The following is a 25,601-nucleotide window of genomic DNA, read 5'->3' as shown; positions in this document are numbered from 1 at the left end:
CCGTTTTAATTACACCTGGATATTGCCTTGCCATCGCCGCTTGCAGACCGGCCCCCAGGCTGTAAGTGCGAATCATCTATCTGGATTTCTCCGAAAGGCTGCTGCCGTGACCCTCGCCGACCTGACCCCGCACATGATCCTGTTCCTCGCCGGCGTGGTGGCAGTCACCATCGCCATCGTCACCATCGCGCTGGCGAAGGACAAGATCGGCAGCGCCGCGATTGCCGCCTCGCTCGCGGCCGGCTTTGCCGCGCTGACGGCGGTCACCGTCTGGAGCGAAGGGGTTTGGCTGGTGGTCGAGAACCACACGCTCAACCTGTGGGGCATCCAGGTGTGGTATGACCTGCTGTTGTCCGTCAGCATTGCGCTGTTCTTCATCCTGCCGCGCGCCCGGGCGGTGGGGATGAACGTGCTGCCGTGGATCCTGCTGGTTGCGCTCACCGCCTCGATCGGGCTGCTGGCGATGGCCGCCCGGCTGTTCTGGCTTGAGCGCGCTGGCGTGGGCGACAAGCCCCTCTCCTGACAGGCACAAAAGACGGGCGGAGCATGTCGCCAAGCCCCGCCCGCAGCGTGAAGTCGGCTGCGATCGGTCAGCCGCTGACCGGTTCGTTGTCGTCCTCGGTCAGCAAGAGCACCGCCATCCCTGCGCCGGCGAGGGCAATGATGACGAAGGCGGGGCTGGCACCGCCGCCAATTTCATTGCCCTCGGTCACAGGCGCGGCGTCGCGCTCGACCGCGTAGGCGGCAATCGGGAGGGTGGCGATACCGGTGGCCGCGACGGCCATGGTCATGCGTTTCAGAAGTTCCATCGGTTGGCTCCGTGTTCTGCTTTTTTGTCCAAACTTCTGATTCTACGGCCGAGGCGGATTTGCCGTTCCGGTTGCAGCGGCAAATTGCGGCGAGGCGAGCCCCTGGCGGGGCCGGTGCCATCCGGCGGCACGAGCGCTTGAAGTCGCTCGGCAAGCCAAGTATTCCGCCCCGCGATGCAGCCGCCGCCCGACCGATCCGCCGATCCCAAGCTCGCGGTGCTGGCGCTGTGCTGGCTGTTCCTGGCTCTGTGCCTTTTCCACATCCAGATCCCGTCGAAGCCCTTCTTCGACGAGGTGCATTACCTCCCCGCCGCGCGGGCACTGCTCGACGGCAGCGAGTGGCTCAATGCCGAGCATCCGCCGCTTGGCAAGATCATCCTTGCGGCCGGGATCGCGCTGTTCGGCGACAATCCGTTCGGCTGGCGGATCTTCCCGGCGATCTTTGCCACGCTCGCACTCTATGCCTTTACGCGGGCATTGTGGGAGGCGAGCCGGAGCCGCTTTGCCACGCTTGCCTATTGCTGGCTGCTGGGCACGGGCTTCTTCCTCATCATCCATGGCCGCATCGCCATGCTCGATATCTTCATGGTTGCCTTTGTCGCGCTGTCGCTGTGGCAATGTGCCCGCGCGGTTCGCGCGCCGGAGGAAGGCCGCCTGCGGCTGTTCCTCGCCGGGCTGGCGCTGGGCGCAGCGCTGGCGACCAAGTGGAACGCGATCCCGCTCGCCCCGCTGCCGGGTCTGGCCTTCCTCGCCGCCCGGCTCGGCGCCGGTCGCCGCCGCTTGCTGCTGAGCCGCCGTGGGGCACCCGTGCCGGGAGTCTCACTGCTTGAGGCGGCGTTTTGGCTCGGCGTATTGCCGTTGGCGGTTTACGCGCTCAGCTTCGCGCCCTCGCTGCTGGTTGAGAAGACCCCCTTCGGCGAGCGCGGATTGGTCGGCATCCAGCAGATGATGCTGGAGATGCAGGAAAGCGTGAAGCAGCCGCATCATTACCAGAGCAACTGGTGGCAGTGGGTCCTCAACCTGCGCGGCATCTGGTATCTCTACGAGGAGGTCGACGGTGCCTACCGGGGCGTACTGCTGATCGGCAATCCCTTCACCATGCTCGCGGGATTGCCGGCGCTGCTGTGGTGCGGCTGGGTCGCGGCGACGCAGCGGCGGCATGACGCGCTGGCGGTGGTGCTGCTGTTCGCCGCGAGCTTCGGCTTCTGGATCGTGGCGGCCAAGCCGATCCAGTTCTATTACCATTATTTCCTGCCGAGCTGCTTCCTGCTGGCGGCGCTGGCATTGGCACTCGACGCGCTGCGACAGCGCGGCTGGGGCATGGTCAGCTATGCCGCACTGGCGGCAAGCGCCGGCTTCTTCGTGTTCTTCTTCCCGGTGCTGACCGCGATGAAGTTGACCGCCTCGGGCAGTTTCATCACCTGGACCTGGATCGACGGCTGGCTCTAGTGTTCTTGGCTGACGCCATTCGGCACCGGCCCACTCCCCCACCCGACCACCCAAATCGTACCCGATACCTTGTTTGGGAGGTCGGGTGGGGGAGTGGGCCGGTGCCGCCATCACGATCGACATCGTCGATCGTCAGTAGCGCCCCCAGACGAACCTGCTCGACAGCGCGTAATTCCACACCGCACCGATCACGATCCCGGCCAGCGCTGCCAGCGCCCAGAACACGCCCGCACTCTTGAGCCAGGTCGCCAGCGCGACATTGGCGATCGCGCCGATCGAACAGGTCAGGCAGAAGCCGGCCCAGCCCGCCAGGACTTGCCCCGCGCCCTTCAGCCGCTGGTCGCGATAGGTCAGCCAGTTGTTGAGCCAGAAGTTGAACGTCATGGCGGCAAAGGTCGCCGCAGCCTGCGCCAGCGCAAAACCGCTGCCGAATGCGAGGAAGAGAACGCTCAAGACACCGAAATGCACCCCCACGCCCAGACCGCCGACAGTGGCGAACATGGCAAACCGGGTCGGGACCAGCTGGCCGAGATAGCGCTCGTAGAGCCCGACCATGAATTCGAACGCCACGGCCCGGTCGAGCTTGCTCTCGCCAGCGCGACGCTCGGCGAACTGCAGCGGCACCTCGGCCACCTTCAGCGGTGCGGGCGAGGCGGCGAGGATATCGAGCAGGATCTTGAAGCCGATCCCGGCAAGGCGCGGCGCGAGCGCACGGACCCGAGCCGCTTCGAGCATGAAATAGCCGCTCATCGGGTCGCTCAGCTCGACCCCGGTCAGCTTGCGGGCCAGCCGGTTGGCGAGCTGCGAGCCCTGCTCGCGCCTGGCATCGGCGAGCCCGGCCGCGCTGCCCCCTTCGGCAAAGCGGCTGGCGATGACCAGCTCGGCCTCCCCATCGCGCAGCTTGCCAAGCATGTGCGGCAGCAGCGCCGGATCATGCTGGTGGTCGGCATCCATCACTGCGACCACGGGCGCAGCGGTCGCGCAGGCCCCCTCGATCACGGCGCTGGCGAGACCGCGCCGCCCGATCCGCTGGATCACGCGGATACGCGGGTCGGTGCGTGCCAGCTCGCGCGCGACATCGGCGGTGCCGTCGGCGCTGTTGTCGTCGACGAAGATCGCTTCCCAGGCGAGGCCGGCCAGCGCAGCGTCGAGACGGGCCACCAGCGGCGCGATATTGTCACGCTCGTCGAGGGTCGGCAGGATGATGGCAAGATCGAGCATGCGCCCGCGCCTTTAGAGGCGGGCAAGCACCGCGTCACCCACTTCCTGCGTCGTCGCGGTCCCGCCGAGATCAGCGCCAAATATCGCGTCGCGCACGGTTGCGCCGACAGCCGTCTCGATGCGCGCCGCCGCCGCTTCCAGCGCAAAGCTGTGGCGCAGCATCATGGCGGCAGAGAGGATCGCCGCCAGCGGGTTGGCCTTGCCCTGCCCGGCGATATCCGGCGCGCTGCCGTGGATCGGCTCGTAGAGGCCGAAAGTGCCGTATGCGGTCTGCCGCTCGCCCAGCGAAGCACTCGGCAGCAAACCGATCGAGCCGACGCACATGCTGGCCTGGTCGGACAGGATATCACCGAACAAATTGCCAGTGACGATGACGTCGAACTGCCCCGGCGCGCGCACCAGCTGCATCGCGGCATTGTCGACATAGAGATGGTCGAGCGCGACGTCGGGATAGTCCGCCGCGACCTCGATCACCACGTCGCGCCACAGCTGGCTGGTTTCCAGCACATTGGCCTTGTCGACGCTGGTCAGCTTGCCCTTGCGGCCCTGCGCCGCGCGGAAAGCGGTGTGGGCGATGCGGCGCACTTCGGACTCGGTATAGGACATCATGTCCCACCCCTCGCGCTCCCCGCTGGCGGTGGTGCGCTGGCCCTTGTCGCCGAAATAGACATCGCCGTTGAGCTCGCGCACGATCAAGAGGTCGATCTGGCGAGCGACTTCGGGGCGGAGCGCGGAATGTTCCTCCAGACCGGGAAACAGCGTTGCGGGCCGCAGATTGGCGAACAGCCCGAGCTCGGCCCGCAGGCCCAGCACCGCCTGCTCGGGACGCAGCGCGCGTTCGAGATGGTCGCATGCGGGATCGCCGACCGCGCCGAACAGGATCGCATCCGCCTCGCGCGCGATGGTCAGGGTTTCCTGCGGCAACGGGTGGCCGTGGCGGCGATACGCGCCCGCCCCGACATCGCCTTCGAACAGCACCAGCCCCGGCAGGCCCAGCCCCTCGAGCACGCGGACCGCTTGTGCGGTCACTTCGGGGCCGATGCCGTCGCCGGGAAAAACCGCTATTTTCATGGGGGTAATGCCGTTCCTTCAGACCATCTTGCGCAAGCGCTCGAGCAGCAGCGTCCGCGCCGCGAGCGTGTCGCCGCGCCGGTCGGCTAGCAAATAGCGCTGCAGCGGGTCAGCCAGTTTTTCCATGGCCGACAAAACCTCGGGTAACTCGCCTGCCTCGGGCTTGGCCCCGCCATAGCCCAGTTCGCGCAGCAGCAGCGCCTCGTAAGCCAGCATCGCCGGGGCCCAGCCGCGCGCCGAGGGGGCCTGGCACACCGCGCGAAGAAGCGCTTCCAGAGCGCTGAAAAGACTGGGATAGGGATTGCGTTCGGGCAACGCGCTGGCGGTCAGCGCGGTGGCCCACTGGATCGCCGCGGCGGGCAGCGGCTCGCCCAGCCACGGCCCGCGGCTCTCGACCAGTTCCAGCCTGGCGAATGGCAACTGGCTGTCGGACTTGGCGCGCAATTCCAGCTCGACGAGGTTGCCGGGGATCACGACAGGCCGCAGCACACGCCCCCGCCCGCCGGCGACATAGCCGGCAACCAGCCCGAATTCCTCGGTCAGAAGACGGGCAATGACCGCCGTTTCGCCATGCGGACGCGCCGCGACAAGGATGGCAGGCGCGCGCAGGTTCATAAGGCGCTCGGCATTGCAGTGATCAGCTGCGCAGCGCTTCCTTCGATGCGCGGACAGCCATGCTTTCGGGTCGGCCCATGCTCCAGTTGCGGAGCATGCGAACATCGGGATTGGGCGCGCACCAGATCTCGCCGGTGGCGTCGATCGCGGTTATCCAGAGCAGATTGTGTTCCGGCCCGTAGTCGATCATGCCGATGGCCTGACCGTCGCCCTTGCCCAGCACATGCAGCGGAATGGGCGGGTTGAGCTGCGAAAACATGGAAACTCTCCTTCCCGTAGGAAATCCACGAGAAGGGAGATGGTTTCACGGGCGGGAAGGCAGCGCCGGTTACTTGAGCTTCGCTTCCAGCGCTTCGATCCGCTTCTTGAGCGCTTCGTTCTCGTCGCGGGCCTTGGCGGCCATGGCCTTGACGGTGTCGAATTCCTCGCGGCTCACGAAGTCGATCCCGCCCATCGCCTCGCGGACGCGTTCGCGGGCGCTCTCGCGCGCTTCGCGGCCCATGCCGGCGAAAGTGCCGGCGGCTCCGTTCACGAGCTTGACGAAATCGGCGATCAGCGGGTTCTGGCTCTGCATGGCGGCTATTTGGTCCCACGCGCGGCGGAACGCAAGCCTTCTAGAACTCGATCGTTTGCACCGCGCCCTCGCTCTCCGCCCCGCCGCTGGCGTCGGGATTGAGTTGGAGGAACTGGAAGTTGAGCATGGTCGCAAACAGGATCCACGCCAGATAGGGCAGGAGCAGCACCCCGGCCAGCGCCCGGACCCGCCAGAACAGGACGATGGTCCCTACCACCAGCACGTCGAGCGCGATGATCACGTAGAGCGCCCAGTCGATCTGCTGCAGGGTGAAGAACACCGGGCTCCATGCCAGGTTGACGATGAACTGCACCACGAATGCCACGATCGCGATCGTCCGCCCCTTCGCGCCCCAGGCCGACAGCACCAGCGCCAGCGCCAGTCCCATCAATAAATAAAGGATCGGCCAGACGATCCCGAACAGATAGCTCGGCGGGTTGATGGCCGGCTTTTCCAGCGCGTCATACCAGTAATTGCCGGGGCCGCCGGGCGTGAAGGTCTGGACGAGGAACGAGGCGAGCAGCACCGCAGGCACTGCGAACAATGCCCAGCGCAGGAAACTTGCGCGCAACTGCGCCTTGGAAGCGAGTGTGCTCATCCGTCCTCTCGTCTGCGCGAATCCTCGCGGGGGCCTATCCGAGGGTGTTTGCCGAGGGTTGCCCGCGTTAGCAAGCGAGGGGCGGCCACCAGCACGACGTTACGCGCCGCGCTGTGCCGAAATGAGAAACTCGACATTGCCTTCCGGCCCGGTGATCGGGCTCTCGACAATCCCCTGCACGTCCCAACCACCCCCTTCCAGCCAGCCGCGCACTTCCTCGCAAACCCGGGCATGCAGCACAGGATCGCGCACCACCCCGCCCTTGCCCACTTCCTCGCGCCCGACTTCGAACTGCGGCTTGATCAGCGCGACGAGGCGACAGCGCGGCCGGGCGAGGCGCAGCGGCACCTCCAGCACCTTGGCGAGTGAGATGAACGAAGCGTCGCATACCACCCAGCTATAGCCTTGAGGAATCATTTCCGGCGTCAGCACCCGCGCGCTGGTCTGTTCGAGCACGGTGACGCGCGGATCCTGCCGCAACTTCCACGCCAGCTGGTTGGTGCCGCTGTCCACCGCAATGACATGGCTCGCGCCCCTGGTCAGCAGCACGTCGGTGAAGCCGCCGGTCGAGCTGCCGACGTCCATTGCGGTGACGCCACTTGGGTCGAGTCCGAAATGCCCGATCGCATGGGCCAGCTTGAGCCCGCCACGGCTGACCCAGGGATGGTCGCGCCCGCGCACTTCGAGCGGGGCATCCTCCGCCACCTGCTGGCCGGGCTTGGCGATCTTGCTCTCGCCCGAAAACACGATCCCCGCCATCACCAGCGCCTGGGCACGGGTGCGGCTCTCCGCCAGGCCGCGGGCGACAAGCAATTGGTCGATACGAGTTTTCCTGGCCATGGACTGTTCAGCGGTTAGCCGCCATGAAGCTGTGATGCCAAGCTTTTCGCTCCCCCGTTCTCTTGCCCTCACCAGCGTGCTGGCGCTTGCCTGCTGTACGCCGCCGCCGCCGCAGCCCCTGCCGCCGCCGGTGGTGCAGCCGAGCCCGACGCCGACCCCTGCCCCGCAGCCGGTGGTGCAGGAGCCGGTGTACGACAACTGGCTCGATGCGCCGCAGACCCCGGGGGACTGGAGCTACCAGCAGACTTCGACAGGCAGTGTCGCCCAGTTCTACCGCCAGGCCAACCAGCCGATGCTGGCGCTGGCCTGCAATGTGGCGCAGCGCGAAGTGCAGGTGGCCCGGCCCGGCGTTGCCAGCCAGGGCATCCCGGTCCGCATCCGCACCGAAACGGCGGAACGCCTGCTCACCGCCTATCCGGCCGAGGACGGCAGCCAGTGGCTGATCGCCTCGCTGCGCTCAAGCGATCCGCTGCTCGATGCCATGGCGCTCAGTCGCGGACGCTTTGCGGTGGAAACGGCCGGGCTGGAGACGCTCTACGTCCCCGCCTGGGCCGAGGTCACGCGGGTGGTCGAGGATTGCCGCTGAGGCACAGAAAAACCCGCCGAAATCTCGCGGGCCAAGGCGCGCTATTCTGACGTTGGAAAACTTTTTTTCAAGGCTTGTTTTCGCGAGTCGGATGACTCACATTGCCAATCGAGGCCAGCGGCACACGCGGTTCTCGGCCCCGGTGAAACGGCGGTCTTGGCTCACAAGCGCGAAAGGAGGTGATCCGATGTCTCATGGTTCAGCAGAGAGGTCGGCAAGTTTCCGCGCGGAGCACTATAGGTAATCACAGACTACCTTTAGAGGCTTCGTGAGCGGCACTTCCCGCCGCTGACCATGCGAAGGGCAGCACACCTCCAGGGTGGCGCTGCCCTTCTCATTTTTATCCTCCCCGAAACGGGGGAACCGTAGGTGACGCGAAGCGTCAGCGGGACCGCGACGCAAATCGGCGGGGTGGAGGGGCACAGGCCGCCGGTCCGATTGCTTGAGGGCCGGAGCAAGCGAACCTGCCCCTCCACCATCCTGCGGATGGTCCCCCTCCCCGTTCCGGGAAGGAAAGCTTTCATACCTTGCCCTGCACCTTGCCGGATACTATCCGCCCGCAGATGCACTTCACGACACTTCCCCACCCCGCCCCCATGCCCGCCGACGAGCGCGATGCCCGGCTGGCCGATCCCGGTTTCGGCACACTGTTCTCCGATCACATGGTCACTATCGACTATGACGAAGCAGCAGGCGGATGGCAGGATGGCGTGGTCGGCCCGCGCGGTCCGATTGCGCTCGATCCGGCTGCGGCGGTGCTGCACTATGCGCAGGAAATCTTCGAGGGGCTGAAAGCCTACAAGCAACCTGACGGCGGCGTTGCGCTGTTCCGGCCCGAGGCCAATGCGGCGCGCTTCAACGCCAGCGCCGACCGGCTGGCGATGCCGCACCTGCCGGAAGAACTGTTCATCGAAGCGATCCGGCAATTGCTGGCGGCAGACAAGCACTGGTTCCCGACCGTCGAAGGAGGCTCGCTTTATCTGCGCCCCTTCATGATCGCGACCGAGGCCTTCCTGGGCGTGCGCCCGGCCAGGAAGTACAAGTTCATGGTCATCGCCAGCCCGGCGGGCAATTACTTCAAGTCGGGCGCCAAGGCGGTCAGCATCTGGATTTCCGACTACACCCGCGCCGCGCCCGGCGGCACCGGCGCGGCCAAGTGCGGGGGCAATTATGCCGCCAGCCTCGTCCCTACCGGCCAGGCCTTTGCCAAGGGGCATGACCAGGTGCTGTTTCTCGATGCGGTCGAGCGCAAGTGGATCGAGGAACTGGGGGGCATGAACCTGTTCTTCGTGTTCGAAGACGGGCGGGTCATCACCCCGCCGCTGACCGGCACGATCCTGCCCGGCATCACCCGCAACAGCCTGATCACCCTGCTGCGCGAGGAAGGGCTGGATGTGGCCGAGGAAATGTACTCGATCGACCAGTGGCGCGCCGATGCGGAGAGCGGCAGGCTGGTCGAAGTCATGGCCTGCGGCACCGCTGCGGTTGTGACGGCCGTAGGCAAGGTCGCCGGGCCGGATGGCGAGTTCACCATCGGCGCCGGCGGCATCGGCCAGACCACCGCCAAGCTGCGCGAGAAGCTGGTCGGCATCCAGACCGGCACCGTGGCGGATAGTCACGGCTGGGTGATGAAGGTCTGACCGCCATGGCGGGCGGGAGCCCCATCACCGTCGCCGCGCTCTACCATTTCACGCGGTTCGATCACCCGGAGGCTCTGCGCGTGCCACTGCTCGCCGCGTGCGAGGAAGCCGGGATCAAGGGCACGCTGTTACTCGCGCGCGAGGGGATCAACGGGACCATCGCGGGGAGCCACAACGGCATCGGCGCGGTGCTGGGCCATATCCGCAAGCTGCCGGGATGCGCCGGGCTGGAGGTCAAGTTCAGCCATGCCGAGGCTCCGCCCTTCCACCGGATGAAGGTGCGGCTCAAGGCCGAGATCGTGACCATGGGCGAGCCCGATATCGACCCCACGCTGAGCGTCGGCCACTATGTCGATCCGCATGACTGGAACGCCCTGATCAGCGACCCCGACACCGTGGTGATCGACACCCGCAACGATTACGAAGTCGCCGCCGGAACCTTCCGCGGCGCGCTCGATCCGAAGACGAAGAGCTTCCGCGAATTTCCCCAATGGTTCCGCGCCCACCGCGAGGAGCTGGAGGGCAAGAAAATCGCCATGCTCTGCACCGGCGGGATCCGCTGCGAGAAATCGACCAGCTTCCTGCGCTCCGAAGGCATCGAGGAGGTCTATCACCTCAAGGGCGGCATCCTGAAATATCTCGAGGAGGTGCCCGAGGAGCAGACGCTGTGGGACGGCGAATGCTTCGTCTTCGACGAGCGGGTGACGGTGAAGCACGGGCTGGAGATCGGCACCCACGCGATGTGCCGCGCCTGCCGCCGCCCGGTCAGCCCCGAGGCCCAGCAATCGCCCGACTATGTGGAAGGTGTCAGCTGCCCCGCCTGCATCGACGAACGCGACGAGGCCCAGCGCGCGCGCTACGCCGAACGCCAGCGGCAAGAGGAACTGGCCCGTCAGCGCGGCGCGGCGCATGTGGGGGCGGAGTTTCCCGCAGCGGACCGGGACGCGTGACCGGCCTGCCGGTTCTCTACAGCTTCCGCCGCTGCCCCTATGCCATGCGCGCGCGGATGGCGCTGCGGATCAGCGGCACCGAATGCGAACTTCGCGAAGTCAAGCTGGCCGACAAGCCGGAGGCGATGCTCGCCGCCTCGCCCAAAGGGACCGTGCCGGTACTGGTCCTCCCCGGCGGAGACGTAATCGACGAGAGCCTCGCCATCATGCGCTGGGCGCTCGGCCGAGACGATCCGGAAGGCTGGCTCGCGGGCGACGATTCCGGCCTGATCGACCTGTGCGACGGACCCTTCAAATACCATCTCGACCGCTACAAATACCCGGATCGCTATGCCGGCGAAGCGGGCCATGCCCGCACCGATCATCGCGGCGAAGGCCTGGCCATCCTGAGCGACCTGAGCTTTCGCCTCGCGGGCCGCCACCAGCTGATGGGTGAGAGGCGCACCCTTGCCGATATCGCGCTGTTCCCCTTCGTCCGCCAGTTCGCCAATACCGACCGCGACTGGTTCGATGCGCAGCCCATCCCCGACCTGCAACGCTGGCTCGACGGCCACCTCGCCTCGGACCTGTTCCTCGGCGTGATGGACAAGGTCGCGCCATGGAAGCCGGGGGATGCTCCGGTTATCTGGCCGGGTTAGGCCGGACAGGTCGCCAGCCGGTCCCGGAAGGCATCGATCAGCCAGCTGGTCGCGGGGCCGGGGCGGGCATCGCGCCGCCACATTGCGCTGAGCGTGTATTGCGCGCCGGGCTTTTCCGGCAGGTCGAGTTCCACGAGCGCCCCGCTCGCCAGGTCATCGCGGACCATGTGGCGCGGCATGTTGCCCCAGCCGATCCCTTCGCGCAGCAGCGCGTGCTTGGCCCCGATATCGCCGGTCTTCCAGCGCAGCGGACTGAGGACCGAGAAATCGCGACCCTCGGTCAGCGAGGAGCGGTCGGTCAGGATCAGTTGCAGGTGTTCGCGGCTTTCGCCCGGCTTCACGCCCGATCGCGCCAGCGGATGGTCCGGCGCGGCGACCGGGACCAGTTCGACCTCGCCGATGGCCTGCCGCTCGATCAGCGGATGCTCGCCGATCACCGGGCCGCCGATGGCCAGCTCCGCCTCGTTCTCCAGCAGGCAGGCGGCCACCGCGCCCAGCCCCTCGGCCTGCAATTCAAGCGCCACCGTGGGGAACATCGCCCGGAAATCACGCAGCACCAGCGCGGTTGCCTGGCCCGGCAGCATGACGTCGACCACCAGCGAAACATCGCTTTCCAGCCCGGCGTGCAGACTGCGGGTCTTGGCCAGCAGGGCGTCGCTGCGATCGGCGATGGCCCGCGCTTCGGGCAGCAGTCCGCGTCCCGCCTCGGTCAGCTCGGGCTTGCGCGAGCCTTCGCGGGCGAACAGCGTCACGCCAAGCTGCGCCTCCATCTGCGCCACGCCATAGCTGATCGCGGAAACCGCCCGCCCCATCCGCCGCGCGGCCCCGCCAAAGCTGCCCTCCTCGGCCACCGCCAGGAAGATACGGAGCTGGTCGAGCGTGGGTTCGGCGATAATCACTGTTCGGATTTTCTGAACATCTTGGCGTGTTTTATCGCACTTATCCGGCGGAACGCCAAGGCCTATCTCCGCGTCATTGAGATGAACCCTCGAACGAGGAGAGACAAAATGATCGAACTGAGACCCTTCGAAACACTCGGCGCAGCCAACCACGGCTGGCTCGACGCTCACCACCACTTTTCTTTCGCAAACTACCACGATCCGGCGCGGGTCAACTGGGGCGCGCTGCGCATCTGGAACGACGATACCATCGCGCCGAACACGGGCTTTCCGCCGCACCCGCACAACGACATGGAGATCATCACCTATGTCCGCAGCGGGGCCATCACCCACCGCGACAGCATGGGCAACGAAGGCCGCACCGAAGCGGGCGACGTGCAGGTGATGAGCGCGGGCAATGGCGTGCGCCACTCCGAATGGAACGCAGAGGACGAGGATACCACGCTATTCCAGCTGTGGATCATCCCCTCCGAACGCGGCGGCGCACCGAGCTGGGGCGCGCGCAAGTTCCCCAAGGACGAGCGCAGCGGGCAGTTCGTGGCCCTCGCCAGCGGCTTTGCCAATGACGATGACGCCCTGCCAATCCGCACCGATGCCCGCGTGCTCGGCGCGACGGTCAAGGCCGGCGAAAGCGTGACCTACACCCCCGCCGATCCTTCGCGGCACCTCTACCTTGTCCCGGCCACCGGCCGCGTGACGGTCGAGGACGTCGAGGCAAAAGCCCGCGACGGTGTCGCCATCACCCGGCAGGCCAGCGTCACCATCACCGCGCTCGAAGACAGCGAACTCGTCCTCGTCGACGCGGCTTAAAATCAGTCCACCACTTCCCCTCGCCCCGGCGAAGGCCGGGGCCCAGATGATCTCACGGATTTGCACCGTCATCTGGATCCCGGGCTTCGCCGGGATGACGTGGAAGGGTTGAGCGATCTTTCAAACAAAGGACCTCCCCCATGACCAACATCCTCCACATCACCGCCAGCATTCGCGGCAGCGACCAGTCGGTCAGCCGCAGCCTTTCGGGCAAGCTCGTCGAGCGGCTCGCCGACGATGGCGCGACAGTCACCACGCGCGATCTCGCCCAAAACGACTTGCCCTTCATCGACGCCGACCGCTTTGCTGCCAACCTCGCGCCTCATGCCGATCGGACCGAAGCGCAGCACGACCTCGCCAAGATCGCCGACACGCTGATCGACGAACTCCAGGCCGCCGATACCATCGTGTTCGGCGTGCCGATCTACAACTTCGGCGCGCCCTCGACGCTCAAGGCCTGGGCCGACCTCGTCGCCCGCGCCGGCACCACTTTCCGCTACACCGCAACCGGCCCCGAAGGCCTGCTGACCGGCAAGAAGGCCTATATCGCCATCGCCAGCGGCGGGACCACCGTGGGCAGCGAGATCGATTTCCTCAGCCCCTGGCTGACGTTCTTCCTCGGCTTCCTTGGTATCGAGGACGTCGAAATCGTCGCTGCCGACGGCATCATGGGCGAAGGCGGCGAGGAGAAGATCGCCGCCGCGCATGAAGCGGTCGAGCAGCTGGTCGCCTAGCTCCCGGAGCGGGTGCGGCCCCTAGAACCGCACCCGCACCAGCAGCGGCTTGAAGATCGCCCGGCTCGGCCGGATCACGATAATCGCCACCCCGGCAATCGCCAGCCCCGCCCCGATCAACAGACGCGGCCCGATCGGATCACCCGTCAGCCACGCGCCGAAGCCGATGGTCAGCAGCGGCGTCATCAGCGTCAGCGGTACCAGCAGGTTGGCGTCATGGCGCTGGAGCAGGTGGTAGTAGGCCGAGTGCGCCCCGACCGAGACCACCAGCCCGGCAAAGGCGACGCAGCCCAGTACCTCCCATGGCGCGGCAGTCACGGCGGCAAACTGCCCGCTCTCCAACCCGAACGAGATCGGGAACAGGAAGGCAACCGAGGCCAGCCCCGCCCAAGCCTGCATCTCGACCGCGCCGATGGTGATCCGCTTGAAGAACACCGCCCCCAGCGCACCGACCACCACCCCGGCAAAGACATAGAGCAACCCTACTCCGCTCTCCATGCCCGCAGGTGATGCGACTGCCAGCGCGACACCGCCGAAGGCCAGCGCCATGCCCAGCATGCGCCGCCAGCGGACTTCTTCCTTGAGGATGACAATCGCGAACAATACCGTCAGCGGCGCGCCGGTGAGGTTGACGATCCCGGCGGCAGACGGACTGGCGGTCTGAAGGCCGATGAACAGCAGGCCGAACGAACCGCCGCTGATGGCAAGGCCGATCAGCATGACCCGCACCGGGTCCGCCGGCATTTTCCGCAGGAACGGCACCAGCGCCGCCACCACCACCAGCGAACGCAGCGCGGCGTAGAACAGCGGCGGCACGGCGTAATCGTCCACCGCCCATTTGCTGACAATGACGTTGAGCGCCCACACCACATTGCAGGCCATGATGATGGCAAAGCTGGAGGGGTTCATGGGATCGGCTGGCGCTCGCGTTACGGTCTGCCAGCCGGGGTATCGCGCCTGTAGCCCGCCGCCAACAGCAGCGGGCGGAAAAACTGTTGGGAGCGCCCCCCGCTAATTCTGCTGCTGCGACTGCTCCTGCGACCAAGGTTGGTCGTCGATGCAGAAGGCCACCTCGTTGCCGTAGCTGTCATAGCCGTATTCGATGTGCTGGCCGTAAGGGCAGGAGATCGACTGGTTGGCGCTTTGCGCAGCCACCTCGCTCGCCGCAATCGCCGCTACCGACAACCCCACCGCCAGCGCTTCCCATTCCGCCGCGGTGCAGCCCGACAGCAGCAGTGCTGCACCCGAAACCGCCAGGACTTTCCCTCTGATGTGCATAAACGCGTTCCCCTGATCCGCGCGACCCGGGGACGGTTTCAGCACTGTGCGACTGAACGGTCTGTTAGAAGTGTTAGCAGCCGCCGTTCAGGAAACCGACGATTTAGCTGTCAGCGGGTGTAGAAGAACCAGTTGCCCTTGTAGTCGCGCTCGAAGGTTTCGCGGCTGTCGCACTTTGACCAGATCGGCTTGCGCGCGAAATAGCCGAAGGCATCGTGCGGCTTCAGCAGTTCGGCATAGCGACTGCGGCATTCGTCCGCGAGCCCGTTGGTTTGAGCCTGCTCCGCCTCGCGGTCGGTTTCGAACATGAAGGTTACGCCTTCGAACTGCGCATGGATTTTCCAGAGCCCGAGCTCCTGCGCCAACTGCTCACGCTCCAGGCCCGTGACAGCGTAATTGGCTTCGATCCGCGCGACAGCCTCGAACGCGCTGAAGGCCACGAACAGCTCTTCCATCCCACTCGGCATGGAGATTCGGGTTCTGCCGAAAAGAATGAGCCTGCTCAGGGCGCCTCGAGAATCCTCAACCTCTCGCACCAGGGCGAGGAATTGTTCGCCGATGGCCGCCTGCTTGGCCGGGTCGTAATTGAGGCCTGAGCGAAACAGAGCCCGGTCGTCCTCCGTATCGAGCACCACATCGAGTCGGTATCGCGTCATGGGCCGATCACCGGGCGGATCGAGCCTCACCTGCAGCGGCAGGACACCATATTGCTGTTCTATCCACTCCGCGAGCGAGGAGAAGGGCGGGACCATTCGCCGCTTGCCCAGCTTGTAGAGCTTGGCTTCGGCATATTCGGGGTCGCGCGGAGTGATCATCACCCCTCCGGCACATTGTCGCGCAGCTCGGCCAGCCACAGCTCGGCCACTGCATCGCTCGGCGCACGCCAATCGCCGCGGGGGCTGAGCGCGCCGCCGGCGCTGACCTTCGGCCCATTGGGCAGCGCGCTGCGCTTGAACTGGCTGAACTGGAAGAACCGCCACAGGAATTTCTCCAGCCAGTGGCGGATGGTGGCGAGCGTGTATTGCCCCTTGGCTTCCTCCGGGAAGCCGGCAGGCCACAGCCCGGCCTCGGCATCCTTCCACGCGTGCCACGCCAGAAACGCCACCTTGCTGGGGCTCTGGCCATAGCGGATGATGTGGTGGAGGAAGAAGTCGTTGAGCTCGTAAGGCCCGATGATGCTTTCGGTGCTCTGGATCGCGCCGTCGGCCCCGGCGGGGACCAGTTCGGGCGAGATTTCCTGATCGAGGATCGCGCTCAGCACCGCGCTCGCTTCATCGGAGAACTGACCGGTCTGCACGGTCCAGCGGATGAGGTACTGGATCAGCGTCTTGGGCACGCCGCTGTTGACGCCGTAATGGCTCATATGGTCGCCCACGCCATAGGTGCACCAGCCGAGCGCCAGTTCGCTCAGATCGCCGGTGCCGACGACCCAGCCCTTGTGCTGGCCCGCGAGGCGGAACAGGTAATCGGTCCGCAGCCCCGCTTGCACATTCTCGAAGGTTGTGTCGTACACAGGTTCGCCATCCGCAAAGGCGTGGCCGATGTTCTCCAACATGGTCAGCGCGGTCGGCTTGATGTCGATCTCGTCGGCGGTGATCTCCATCGCCCGCATCAGTTTCCAGGCGTTGGATTTGGTGCCTTCCGAAGTAGCGAAGCCGGGCATGGTATAGCCGCGAATGGCGGTACGCGGCAGGCCGAGCCGGTCGCAGGCCTTGGCGGCCACAATCAGCGCATGGGTGCTGTCGAGCCCGCCAGAAATGCCGATCACCAGGCTCTGCGGCTTGGTCGCCTCGATCCGCCGCATCAGCGCGTCGACCTGGATGTTGAAGGCTTCGTAGCAATCCTCGTCCAGTCTGTGCTGGCGCGCGGGAACGAAGGGAAAGCGCGCGACGGGACGGACGAGGCCGATATCGCCGGACTTGGCCGCATGGGTGAAGCGGATCGTGCGATAGGTGTTCTCGGGCCGCCCTTCGTGTTCGGCAGCATCGGTGAAGGTGCCGTTGCGGATGCGTTCGGAGAGGATGCGCTGGGTGTCTACATCGCTTACGCACAGCTCGGGCTCGAGATCGAAGCGACTCGACTCGACCAGCAAATCGCCCAGTTCGTAGATCATGCCCTGCCCGTCCCAGCTGAGGTCGGTGGTGCTTTCGCCGTGCCCGCTGGCGGAATAGGCATAGGCGCATAGCCCCCGCGCCGAGGAGGCGCGAGCGAGCAGGTGCCGTTCGTCCGACTTGCCGACGGTGATGTTGGATGCGCTCAGATTGAGCACGATCGTCGCCCCGGCCAGCGCCGCCATGATGCCCGGCGGTTGCGGCGACCAATAGTCCTCGCAAATCTCGATCCCGAAGGTGAAGCCATTGAGGTTCTCTGCCGCAAAGATGACGTCTGTGCCGAAGGGTACCGTATGCCCCGCTACCTCGATCTCCAGCCCGGTGCAGCCGCGCCCATGGGCGAACCAGCGCTTCTCGTAATATTCGCGGTAGTTCGGCAGGAAACTCTTGGGTACCACCCCCAAGAGCCGCCCGCCCGCAATCGCCAGCGCGCAATTGTAGAGCTTGCCGCCCCGCCGCAGCGGCGCGCCGACAACCAGCACCGGGGTGAAGTCGCGGCTGGCCTCGACCAGTTCGCCCACCGCCCGCTCGACCGCATCGAGCAGCGCCTGCTGCAGGTGCAGGTCGTCGATGGCGTATGCGCTGAGGCCCAGTTCCGGATAGAGCAGCAGGTCGACATGGCTATCATGCGCCTTGCGCGCCTCGGCCAACGTTCCCGAGAGATTGTAGGCGACGTCGGCCGTGCGCAGTTGCGGAGTGCTCGTCGCCACCCGCACGAAGCCATGGCGGTGCATGTCGTAAAAGCCCCCGTCGTAATAGCCCCCGCCTGCGCTCGACGCCTTCTGCGCCTCACCGGTATTCCCGACAGATTCGACCCAGTCCGCCGGTTCGCAAATGCCCAGCTCGGCGAGCCGCTTCTGCACCAGCGGGCGGGCGATCTTGCCCTTCGCCTCCCATCCGTAGACCGTGCGGCTGGCCCAAGGCTCGGGTTCGCCGTAGCGTTCGCCGAATTCCTCGGCGGAAAGGGGCGGATTGTGGGCTTCGCGCCAGGCGCGGATTTTCTGGCCGGCTTTGTGCATGACCTCCAGTATCCTTAAAGGATACTAGGCTGCAAGCAGTTCTTGCGCCGCCGGGGCCTCTTCCAGCAAATCCAGCAGGGCCCTCTCCTCGCGGGTCAACCACCGTGTCGCGCGAGGCAGGCCGGTATCTTCACGCCAGCTGTCCTGCTTCTCGACCAAAGCGATAACGGCCGGATGGATGTAGCTCTTGCGCGCGATCGCCGGGGTATTGCCCAGCTTGCCGGCGACGCAATCGAGCATGTGCTTCAACGGCACCTTCCCGTCCGCTTCGTACAGGCAGGTCAGGCCGACAACGCTGGCATGCCAGGTGCGGAAATTCTTCGCGGTGAAATCCTCGCCCATGGTCTCGCGCAGATATTCGTTTACGTCCGCCGAGCCGACCGGCTGGAGATCGCCGTCCTCGTCGACATACTGGAACACGTGCTGGCCGGGCAGGTCCTGCATCCGCCGCACCACGCGGGCGAGGCTGCTGTCGGTGACGGTCACGTCCTGCAGTTTGCCGCCCTTGCCCTTGTAGCGCAGCCGCAAGGTCTTTGCGGTCACTTCGGCATGGCGCTGGCGCAGGGTTGTCGCGCCGAAGCTGGCGTTGGCCTTGGCGTATCCTTCGTTGCCGACCCGCACCGCGCCGAGATCGAGCAGGCGCACCACGCTGGCGATGGCGCGCTCGCGGGTCAGCTTGCGCTCGGCCAGGTCTTCCTCGACCCGCTTGCGCACCAGCGGCAGCAGCTTGCCGAAGGCGAGGCAGGCGTCGAACTTCTCGCTTTCCTTCATGGTCCTGAAATCGGGGTGGTAGCGGTACTGCTTGCGGCCCTTGTCATCATAGCCGGTGGCGAGGATGTGACCGTTGGCCGCCGGGCAGAACCAGGCGTCGCGATAGGCGGGAGGCAAGGCGATAGCGTTCAACCGGGCGCGTTCCGCCGACCCGGTGATCAACCCGCCCTGTGGATCGTAATAGGCCCACCCCTTGCCCGCTCGTTTGCGGGTAATGCCGGGCAGGCTGTCATCGACATAGACGAGCTTGGTGGGGGCAGTGGCCATGAAGGCGAAACTGCGCGAGAAGCGAAGTGGTTCCGCGCTATTCCTTCGTGGTCCGGTGCGACGAGCGATTGCCGCAGGCCGGCCAGGGCGAGATCCAGCACCTGCGCCCCTTCGTTACCAGACCTAGTAGAAAATCTGCTGTCACCTTCCCTTGAGGCATTGCGGATTGCAACCCATTAGGAACGACACTGACAGAGGAGCCGCACATTATGGCCGATGCCGAATACACCCCGCCCGAGGTCTGGACCTGGAACAAGGAATCGGGCGGCCGCTTTGCCGCGATCAACCGGCCGATCGCCGGGCCGATCGAGGACAAGGCGCTGCCGGTCGGCGAGCATCCGTTCCAGCTCTATTCGCTGGGCACCCCCAACGGGGTCAAGGTCACGATCATGTTCGAGGAACTGCTCGAGCTCGGCCACAGCGGCGCGGAATACGACGCCTGGATCATCAATATCGGCGAAGGCACGCAATTCACCAGCGGCTTTGTCGATCTCAATCCCAATTCCAAGATTCCCGCGCTGGAAGACCGCAGCGGGCCGACCCCGTTCCGCATTTTCGAATCGGGCGCGATCCTGGTCCACCTGGCGGAAAAGTTCGGCGCTTTCCTGCCGACCGAACCCGCCGCTCGCGCCGAAGTGCTCAGCTGGCTCTTCTGGCAAGTCGGCAGCGCGCCCTTCATCGGCGGTGGCTTCGGCCATTTCTACGCCTACGCCCCGATCAAGATCGAATATGCCATCGATCGCTATTCGATGGAGACCAAGCGGCTGTTCGATGTCGCCAACCGGCGGCTGGCGGAAACGCGCTTCCTTGGCGGTGACGATTACACCATCGCCGACATCGCGACCTATCCGTGGTTCGCGATCTTCGTGAAGAACCTCGCCTATGATGGCGGCGGCAAGTTCCTCTCGGTCCACGAATACGAGCACGTCAACCGGTGGGTCAACGAGATTGCCGAGCGGCCCGCTGTGCGGCGTGGCCAGATCGTCAACCGTTCGATGGGCGACGACAGCAAGAAGCTGCTCGAACGCCATTCGGCAGCGGATTTCGAAGGCAAGGATTACTAAGCGGGGACAGGGCCGACAGGGAGAGGAGCCCGCTTGGCAAAGCAGCAGCACGAGAAAATCGGCCTCGCCGAGAAGCTGGGATACGGCGTGGGCGATCTCGCCTCCGGCCTCTATCTCAATTTCTTCGGGGTGTTCCTGTTCTATTACTTCGTCGAGCTGGGCGGAGTGGCCCCGGCGGCGATCGTGCTGATGCTGCTGATCTCCAAGCTGATCGACGCGGTGACCGACCCGATGATGGGCGCGATCGCAGACCGCACCCGGACGCGCTGGGGTCGCTATCGCCCCTACCTGCTGTTCGGCGCCATCCCCTTTGGCGCGACCGGGGTTCTGGTCTTCGCCTTGCCCGACCTTGCACCGGGGCCGGCGTTGGCCTGGGCCTATGTCACCTACGGCCTTGCCATGCTGGCCTATACCGCGGTCAATGTCCCATATTCGGGGCTTCTCGGCGTCATCTCGCCCAGCGCCAGCGAGCGGGCCAGCGTCACCGCCTTCCGCATGGTTTTTTCCTCGCTCGCCGGGATCATGCTCGGTGTCCTCGGCACCACGCTGGTGCGCGAACTGGGCGGCGGGGACGAGGCCCGCGGCATCCTGCTGACCATGGTGTGTATCGCGGTTCTCGGGGCCCTCTGCATCTACGCCAGCTTTGCCACCACGAAAGAGCGCATCCCCCCTGCCCCGGTCAACGGCACCGTCTGGGGCGATGTACGGGTGCTGGTGCGAACCGGACCGTGGTTGGCGGTGGCCGCGGCGGCGATCCTGGCCGTGCTCGCCATCGCCAGTCGCGCGGCGAGCGCCAAGTTCTGGTTCAAATATGTCGCGGGCGATGACGGGACGCCGGTGTTCCTGTTCCTCGACCGGCTCGGCCTGTTCCTGACGACGCTGGCGCTGGGCCAGATTACCGGGGTCATCCTGGGCAACCAGCTGCAAAAGCGGTTCGAGAAACGGGACCTGATCATCGCGGCAGGCCTGCTCAAGCTGACCGCGATCATGCTGTTCTACCTGATGCCGCTCGATGCCGTCTGGCCGCAGACGCTGGTGCAGTATTTCGTCGGCATCGGGTTCGGCGTGCTGATGGTATGCGCCTTCTCGATGTTCACCGACATCGCCGAGTATGTCGACTGGAAGAGCGGGCTGCAGATGACGGGTCTCGTCGTTTCGGCCTCGATCTTCGCTGTCAAGGTCGGGGTCGGACTGGGATCGGCCATGCCCGGCTTTGCCATGGGACTGACGGGCTTCGACGTGACAGATGGCCTCGGACAGTCACCCGCGGCGCTGTGGGGCGTCGAGGCAGCCTTTGCCTTGATCCCGGCAGCGGCCCTGGTCCCGGCGGCGATAGCGATGCTGTTCTACCGCTTGGACCGCAAGACAATTGCCCAGCTCGAGGAAGAGTTGTCCGCGCGCCGCGCGCCTACCGGCTAAAGCCCCCTTCACATCCCCGCCAACCCCGCTATAGAGCGCGCCCACGGCCCGTTCGAGGCCACCGGCATTGGGGTGTAGCCAAGCGGTAAGGCAGCGGTTTTTGGTACCGCCATGCGCAGGTTCGAATCCTGCCACCCCAGCCACGGGCATTTCCGACATCCGGCCCTGGCGGCCTGCAAATGGCGTCTTTCCGCGCTTCCGGTGCTCACGTGCCGTATGCACGCTGCGCTCCGGGTCACGAAAATCCACCATATTGGCCGATGGCCAGCTTCGCTTCCGGCACGCCATCATCCGAATGTCAAAAGTGCCCGGCGTTGGCACCTTCCGCCTATTGCCCGAAAGTCACCTCAGGCTGCGGGTTGTTCGGCACCAGAACGAGCACGCCTTTCTGCACCTTCCATTCGGCAAGACGGCTCAAGAGGTTCATCCCGATTACGTTCATGTCTCCGATATTGGGCGCGATGACCGTATCGAGCCCACGCGCGGCGACATTGCCGAAACGCAATTCCTCTATCACTCCGATGGGAGCCTGGATGGTACCGTTGGCGGTGCTCAGCGTAATCGGCGGGTGCCCTTCGCGCGGGGTCACCCCGGCCTGTGCAGCGGTCTTGTCGGAAATCGTGGTCAGCGTCGCCCCGGTGTCGATCATGAAGCGCGCCTCGGTGCCGTTGACACTGGCGCGGAGCCAATAATGCCCGTCGGCCGACAGCGGCACACGGGTCTCGCGACCCTCCACAACCTGCTCGGCCAGGCCCATATCGGCCATGGCGATGTCGAAGCGCGGATCGAAGCGGGCAAACTGCAACACTACAATGGACAAAATACCGACCATCGCCATGGTGCTGGAGCCGCGCACCAGCCAGCCGAGCGGGACCTTGTTGCGGATCATCAGGCTGCCGACCCAGCCGATCACCAGCGCGAACAGCGCCGCGATAAGCAGCGTGCTGCGCGGCGTGGTGGCAACGAAATGCGCGAAGGCGTCGATCAGGGCATCGGTGTTCACAGCGCCCATATAGGCGCTTGCGCTTGGCAATTCCATGAACGGCTTGGGCTAGGCGTTCCCGACCATCGATTGCGCCAGTTCCAGACCGCTGAGGAAGGCCGACTCGACCCGCGGTCCCACCAGCCAGTCACCGCAAACGCCGAGCTCGAGCGCCGGGTCCCACAGGGCAGGCGAACCCTCGGCACGCTCGACCATGGCGTAGCGCCAGCGGTGCGCAGCGGCATGGACAGGTTCCTCCGCCGCAGCGCCGGTCTCGGCAAAGAAGGCCGCCAGCAGCAGCGGCACGATCTCCTCCGGCGACAGTTCCAGATGCTGCGCCGACCACGCCGGCGAGGCGTGGAGGACCCAGTCCTCGCCGTCGCCCCGCCCCGGTTTGGACGAATTGCGCGCCGCCCAGGCGATGTCCTCGCCCCGGAAGCAATCGGCAAGGTCAAGCTTCGCGCCAAAGCGGACCATCAGCGCCCAGCACGGCTGCGACTTCGCCTGGCCCGCGATGGCAGCGAAATCGGGCGCTTCCTTTGCCAGCAGCTTGGCCGCCTGCTCCGCCGGAATTGCGCACACAAGCTGCTGGGCACGGAAGATGGTGGTCCCGGTCCGCAGGTGCCAGGTATGGATGTCGTGCAGAACGGCATCGATTTCCATGCCCCACTGGACATTGAAGAACTGCGCCATCTGCCTGAGCGGAGCGTTCATGCCGGGCGTGCCGACAAAGGCGCCTTCGCCTGCCGCGGGCCAAGGGGCGACATAGCCCGCGCTATGCCAGCCCTCGATCGCATGCAGGAAGCGCGGGTCGCGGGCGGTGAAATATTGCGCGCCATGGTCGAAGCGCGTCTCTGCTCCGTCGATCTCGACCCGCCGGGTCGCCATGCGACCGCCGGGGCCGCGCCCCTTGTCGAACAGCATGGGCCGGTGACCGAGGCGCGCCAGTTCCATGGCGCAGGCGAGGCCGGCCATGCCGGCGCCGATAATCGCGATGCTCTTGCTCATGCAGCCCTATTAGGGCGCGCTGCGCGGGATGGAAGCCTCTGCCAGGATCAGGCTGAACCTTTGCTCGCCGTCGAGCCAGCGGCGCACCGGGGTCCAGCCGCCCGCCAGCAGGATGGCATTGCCGCTGCGGCGAGTGAACTTGTGGCTGTTCTCGGTATGGATGCTCTCGCCCGCGGCCATGGTGAAACGACGACCGGCCACTTCGAAAGCGATATCGCGCTGCGCCACCAGGTGCATCTCGATCCGGGCGAAATCATCGATCCAGCGGGCTTCGTGACGCAGATCGTCCACCGGAATGGTCCCGGCCAGCTCGCGGTTGATGCGGCGGGCGAGGTTGCGGTTGAATTCGGCCGTCACCCCGCAGGCGTCGTCATAGGCGGCAACGAGCACCGCCGGGTCCTTCACCAGGTCCATGCCGATCAGCAGCTTGGCGCTCTCGCCCAGGGTCTCGCGCATGGTGCGAAGGAGATCGACCGCAGTGCGCGCGACCATGTTGCCGATGGTCGAACCCGGGAAGAAGCCGAGCTTGGGCAGGTCAGCCACCGCTTCGGGCAGTTCGACCCGGCGCATGAAGTCGGCCTCGACCGGATAGACCGGCAGCCCTGGGAACTTCGCCCCGAGTTCCTCCGCGGAAGCACGCAGGAAGTCGCCCGCGATATCGAGCGGGACATAGGCTGCGGGATCGATCTGGCTCAGCAACAGGGGCGTCTTGACGGAGGAGCCGCTGCCGAATTCGACCACCGCCCGGCCCGGTCCGATCGCCTGCGCGAATTCCGCGCCGCGCGATGCCAGTATCTCCGTCTCGGCGCGGGTCGGGTAATATTCCCCGAGCCCCGTAATGTCCTCGAACAGCTGCGATCCGGCATCGTCGTAGAGCCAGCGGGCGGGGATCGCCTTCTGGGCTTCCGACAGGCCCTGAAGCACATCGGCCCGAAAGGCCTTGTCGACGCCTTCCTCGTCGAGATCGACGAGACGCAGGTCGTTCTTGGAAGCAGGCATCAGGCGTCCTTGGCGAGGCGCAGGCCGGTGAACTGCCAGCGCTGGTGGGGGTAGAAGAAATTGCGATAGCTCGCCCGCGAGTGGCCGCGCGACGTGGCGCAGCTGGCGCCCTTCAGCACCACCTGCCCGCTCATGAACTTGCCGTTGTATTCGCCTACCGCCCCCGCCGGGGGCTGGTAGCGGGGATAGGGCAGATAGGCGCTGCGGGTGAATTGCCAGCAATCGCCAAACAGGCTGTCGGAGCCCAAGGGCGCGACTGGACCGGCGGCATCGAGCTGGTTGCCTCCAGCCGGGTCATGGGACTGCGCAATGGCTTCCCATTCGAACTCGGTCGGCAGCCGCGCGCCCGCCCATGTGGCGAAGGCATCGGCCTCGTAGAACGAGATATGCGTCACGGGCGCATCGGGTTCGCGCGGTTGCCAGCCCTTCAGTGTGAAATGCTTGTCCTCATCCCAATAATCGGGGGCAGCGATACCGTTCGCCTGTACCCACGCCCAGCCGTCAGAGAGCCACAGCGATGCGGTGCGGTAGCCGCCATCGTCGATGAAGGCCTGCCACTCGGCATTGGTCACAAGCGTGCCGGCCAGCGCGAAGGGTTCGAGCAGCACGCGGTGGCGCGGGCCCTCGTTGTCGAAGGCAAAGCTCTCTCCCTCATGCCCGACCAAAGCGATGCCGCCGGGGTGGGCGTGCCAATGTCGCTCACGCGCTTGCGAAGAGTTCGATGTGCCATCCCACATCGCCGGTCCCAACGGGTTCTGGACAAGCGCATGCTTGATATCGGTCAGCAGCAATTCCTGGTGCTGCTGCTCATGCGCGATGCCGAGTTCGATCAGGCAGCGCAGCTCCTCGCGCCCGAGCATTGGCTCCATCGCTTCGGTCACATGCGCCCGATAGGCCAGCACCTCGGCCAGCGACGGGCGGGTGATCATTCCCCGCCGCGCGCGGGCATGGCGTTTGCCCTCGGCCTCGTAATAGCTGTTGAACAGGAACGGCCATTGCTGGTCGAACAGCCGATAGCCCGCCACATGGTCGCGCAGCAGGAAGGTCTCCCAGAACCAGGTCACATGCGCCAGGTGCCATTTCGTCGGCGAAGCATCGTCCATCGACTGGATTGTTGCATCGGCTTCGGACAGCGGAGCAGCCAGCGCTTCGGTCAGCGCGCGGGCCGCGCGAAAACGCCCGGCGAGATCGCCGTGGGACAAGGCCGGTTCGTGCGGCTTGGCATGGGCCAAGATGTGCCTCCAGTTGC

The 25,601-nt window shown here is 65.8% G+C and carries 28 protein-coding genes and 1 tRNA gene; 11 read left to right on the top strand and 18 right to left on the bottom strand.

From position 1 onward, the window contains the following. Positions 1 to 106 precede the first annotated feature (106 nt). Positions 107 to 523, top strand: coding sequence for a hypothetical protein (locus LY632_RS06495; RefSeq protein WP_234092983.1), 417 nt, complete (start codon positions 107 to 109; stop codon positions 521 to 523). 67 nt (positions 524 to 590) lie between these two features. Here the strand turns inward: LY632_RS06495 and LY632_RS06490 are convergent, their stop codons facing one another. Continuing rightward, entirely contained in the window at positions 591 to 809 is a 219-nt protein-coding gene (locus tag LY632_RS06490) for a hypothetical protein (protein WP_234092982.1), read from the bottom strand. Positions 810 to 983: 174 nt separating this feature from the next. Here LY632_RS06490 and LY632_RS06485 point away from each other — a divergent pair, with 174 nt between their 5' ends. Beyond that, entirely contained in the window at positions 984 to 2,258 is a 1,275-nt protein-coding gene (locus LY632_RS06485; RefSeq protein ID WP_234092981.1) for a phospholipid carrier-dependent glycosyltransferase, read from the top strand. 132 nt (positions 2,259 to 2,390) lie between these two features. Here LY632_RS06485 and LY632_RS06480 read toward each other — a convergent pair whose 3' ends face one another. From LY632_RS06480 to LY632_RS06450, 7 genes are all read right to left on the bottom strand, one after another. Next, entirely contained in the window at positions 2,391 to 3,479 is a 1,089-nt protein-coding gene (locus tag LY632_RS06480; RefSeq protein WP_234092980.1) for a glycosyltransferase family 2 protein, read from the bottom strand. 12 nt (positions 3,480 to 3,491) lie between these two features. Further along, a complete protein-coding gene (leuB, locus tag LY632_RS06475; RefSeq protein WP_234092979.1) occupies positions 3,492 to 4,550 on the bottom strand; it encodes a 3-isopropylmalate dehydrogenase in 1,059 nt (352 codons plus the stop codon). 18 nt (positions 4,551 to 4,568) lie between these two features. Further along, the gene (locus LY632_RS06470; RefSeq protein ID WP_234092978.1) at positions 4,569 to 5,165 is read right to left on the bottom strand and encodes a DNA repair protein RecO; all 597 of its coding nucleotides are present in this window, start codon (positions 5,163 to 5,165) and stop codon (positions 4,569 to 4,571) included. Positions 5,166 to 5,187: 22 nt separating this feature from the next. Continuing rightward, positions 5,188 to 5,424, bottom strand: a complete 237-nt coding sequence (locus LY632_RS06465) for a hypothetical protein (RefSeq protein ID WP_234092977.1) — start codon at positions 5,422 to 5,424, stop codon at positions 5,188 to 5,190. Positions 5,425 to 5,493: 69 nt separating this feature from the next. Beyond that, positions 5,494 to 5,739, bottom strand: a complete 246-nt coding sequence (locus LY632_RS06460) for an accessory factor UbiK family protein (protein WP_234092976.1) — start codon at positions 5,737 to 5,739, stop codon at positions 5,494 to 5,496. A gap of 40 nt (positions 5,740 to 5,779) precedes the next feature. Further along, positions 5,780 to 6,337 carry a TspO/MBR family protein gene (locus LY632_RS06455; RefSeq protein WP_234092975.1) on the bottom strand — a complete coding sequence of 186 codons (558 nt, stop codon included), beginning with the start codon at positions 6,335 to 6,337 and terminating at the stop codon, positions 5,780 to 5,782. 99 nt (positions 6,338 to 6,436) lie between these two features. Continuing rightward, complete coding sequence (locus LY632_RS06450; RefSeq protein ID WP_234092974.1) at positions 6,437 to 7,177, bottom strand: TlyA family RNA methyltransferase; 741 nt, start codon at positions 7,175 to 7,177, stop codon at positions 6,437 to 6,439. A 34-nt stretch (positions 7,178 to 7,211) separates the two neighbouring features. Between LY632_RS06450 and LY632_RS06445 the strand changes: the two genes are divergently transcribed. The 4 genes from LY632_RS06445 to LY632_RS06430 all read left to right on the top strand — a co-directional run bounded on the left by LY632_RS06445 (position 7,212) and on the right by LY632_RS06430 (position 10,991). Next, positions 7,212 to 7,763 carry a hypothetical protein gene (locus tag LY632_RS06445; protein WP_234092973.1) on the top strand — a complete coding sequence of 184 codons (552 nt, stop codon included), beginning with the start codon at positions 7,212 to 7,214 and terminating at the stop codon, positions 7,761 to 7,763. A gap of 563 nt (positions 7,764 to 8,326) precedes the next feature. Continuing rightward, positions 8,327 to 9,403, top strand: a complete 1,077-nt coding sequence (locus LY632_RS06440; protein WP_234092972.1) for a branched-chain amino acid aminotransferase — start codon at positions 8,327 to 8,329, stop codon at positions 9,401 to 9,403. A 5-nt stretch (positions 9,404 to 9,408) separates the two neighbouring features. Next, a complete protein-coding gene (locus LY632_RS06435) occupies positions 9,409 to 10,353 on the top strand; it encodes a rhodanese-related sulfurtransferase (protein ID WP_234092971.1) in 945 nt (314 codons plus the stop codon). Next, on the top strand, positions 10,350 to 10,991 hold the full coding sequence (locus tag LY632_RS06430) for a glutathione S-transferase (RefSeq protein WP_234092970.1): 642 nt from the start codon (positions 10,350 to 10,352) through the stop codon (positions 10,989 to 10,991). The genes LY632_RS06435 and LY632_RS06430 overlap by 4 nt, the downstream gene beginning before the upstream one ends. Here LY632_RS06430 and LY632_RS06425 read toward each other — a convergent pair. Next, positions 10,988 to 11,890, bottom strand: a complete 903-nt coding sequence (locus LY632_RS06425) for a LysR family transcriptional regulator (protein WP_234092969.1) — start codon at positions 11,888 to 11,890, stop codon at positions 10,988 to 10,990. The two genes, LY632_RS06430 and LY632_RS06425, sit on opposite strands and share 4 nt — an antisense overlap. Positions 11,891 to 11,998: 108 nt before the next feature. On the opposite strand from LY632_RS06425, the gene LY632_RS06420 reads away from it, so the two are divergent. Both LY632_RS06420 and LY632_RS06415 read left to right on the top strand, forming a co-directional pair. Then, the gene (locus LY632_RS06420; RefSeq protein WP_234092968.1) at positions 11,999 to 12,700 is read left to right on the top strand and encodes a pirin family protein; all 702 of its coding nucleotides are present in this window, start codon (positions 11,999 to 12,001) and stop codon (positions 12,698 to 12,700) included. A 140-nt stretch (positions 12,701 to 12,840) separates the two neighbouring features. Continuing rightward, positions 12,841 to 13,434, top strand: a complete 594-nt coding sequence (locus LY632_RS06415) for an FMN-dependent NADH-azoreductase (protein WP_234092967.1) — start codon at positions 12,841 to 12,843, stop codon at positions 13,432 to 13,434. 21 nt (positions 13,435 to 13,455) lie between these two features. On the opposite strand, the gene LY632_RS06410 is transcribed toward LY632_RS06415, so the two are convergent. The 5 genes from LY632_RS06410 to LY632_RS06390 form a co-directional block, all read right to left on the bottom strand. After that, positions 13,456 to 14,343 carry a DMT family transporter gene (locus tag LY632_RS06410; protein ID WP_234092966.1) on the bottom strand — a complete coding sequence of 296 codons (888 nt, stop codon included), beginning with the start codon at positions 14,341 to 14,343 and terminating at the stop codon, positions 13,456 to 13,458. A gap of 102 nt (positions 14,344 to 14,445) precedes the next feature. Beyond that, entirely contained in the window at positions 14,446 to 14,712 is a 267-nt protein-coding gene (locus tag LY632_RS06405) for a hypothetical protein (RefSeq protein WP_234092965.1), read from the bottom strand. Positions 14,713 to 14,822: 110 nt separating this feature from the next. After that, positions 14,823 to 15,527, bottom strand: coding sequence for a hypothetical protein (locus LY632_RS06400; RefSeq protein WP_234092964.1), 705 nt, complete (start codon positions 15,525 to 15,527; stop codon positions 14,823 to 14,825). Further along, positions 15,527 to 17,842: an NAD(+) synthase gene (locus tag LY632_RS06395; protein ID WP_370636564.1), complete on the bottom strand. Its 2,316-nt coding sequence runs from the start codon at positions 17,840 to 17,842 to the stop codon at positions 15,527 to 15,529. Before LY632_RS06395 ends, LY632_RS06400 begins: the two co-directional genes overlap by 1 nt. 24 nt (positions 17,843 to 17,866) lie before the next feature. Then, complete coding sequence (locus LY632_RS06390) at positions 17,867 to 18,880, bottom strand: DNA topoisomerase IB (protein WP_234092963.1); 1,014 nt, start codon at positions 18,878 to 18,880, stop codon at positions 17,867 to 17,869. 209 nt (positions 18,881 to 19,089) lie between these two features. Between LY632_RS06390 and yghU the strand changes: the two genes are divergently transcribed. From yghU to LY632_RS06375, 3 genes are all read left to right on the top strand, one after another. Beyond that, entirely contained in the window at positions 19,090 to 19,944 is an 855-nt protein-coding gene (gene yghU / locus LY632_RS06385) for a glutathione-dependent disulfide-bond oxidoreductase (protein WP_234092962.1), read from the top strand. 33 nt (positions 19,945 to 19,977) lie between these two features. Beyond that, positions 19,978 to 21,363: an MFS transporter gene (locus LY632_RS06380; protein WP_234092961.1), complete on the top strand. Its 1,386-nt coding sequence runs from the start codon at positions 19,978 to 19,980 to the stop codon at positions 21,361 to 21,363. 68 nt (positions 21,364 to 21,431) lie between these two features. Continuing rightward, positions 21,432 to 21,506: transfer RNA gene (locus LY632_RS06375), tRNA-Gln, on the top strand. Between the two features lie 185 nt (positions 21,507 to 21,691). On the opposite strand, the gene LY632_RS06370 is transcribed toward LY632_RS06375, so the two are convergent. From LY632_RS06370 to egtB, 4 genes are read right to left on the bottom strand one after another with little or no spacing between them, the layout of a single operon-like run. Continuing rightward, positions 21,692 to 22,375: a TIGR02281 family clan AA aspartic protease gene (locus LY632_RS06370; protein WP_234092960.1), complete on the bottom strand. Its 684-nt coding sequence runs from the start codon at positions 22,373 to 22,375 to the stop codon at positions 21,692 to 21,694. Between the two features lie 39 nt (positions 22,376 to 22,414). After that, complete coding sequence (locus tag LY632_RS06365; protein WP_234092959.1) at positions 22,415 to 23,353, bottom strand: NAD(P)/FAD-dependent oxidoreductase; 939 nt, start codon at positions 23,351 to 23,353, stop codon at positions 22,415 to 22,417. 9 nt (positions 23,354 to 23,362) lie between these two features. Further along, positions 23,363 to 24,352 (bottom strand): L-histidine N(alpha)-methyltransferase, encoded by a 990-nt coding sequence (gene egtD / locus LY632_RS06360; protein ID WP_234092958.1) that lies wholly within the window; start codon positions 24,350 to 24,352, stop codon positions 23,363 to 23,365. Next, the gene (gene egtB, locus LY632_RS06355) at positions 24,352 to 25,584 is read right to left on the bottom strand and encodes an ergothioneine biosynthesis protein EgtB (protein WP_370636563.1); all 1,233 of its coding nucleotides are present in this window, start codon (positions 25,582 to 25,584) and stop codon (positions 24,352 to 24,354) included. The genes egtD and egtB overlap by 1 nt, the downstream gene beginning before the upstream one ends. Positions 25,585 to 25,601 lie beyond the last annotated feature (17 nt).

The sequence above is a fragment of the Erythrobacter sp. SDW2 genome (genome assembly GCF_021431965.1).
Lineage (GTDB): Bacteria > Pseudomonadota > Alphaproteobacteria > Sphingomonadales > Sphingomonadaceae > Parerythrobacter.
The sequence above is the reverse complement of the archived record's forward strand: the minus strand, read 5'-3'. Positions and strand labels throughout refer to the sequence as shown.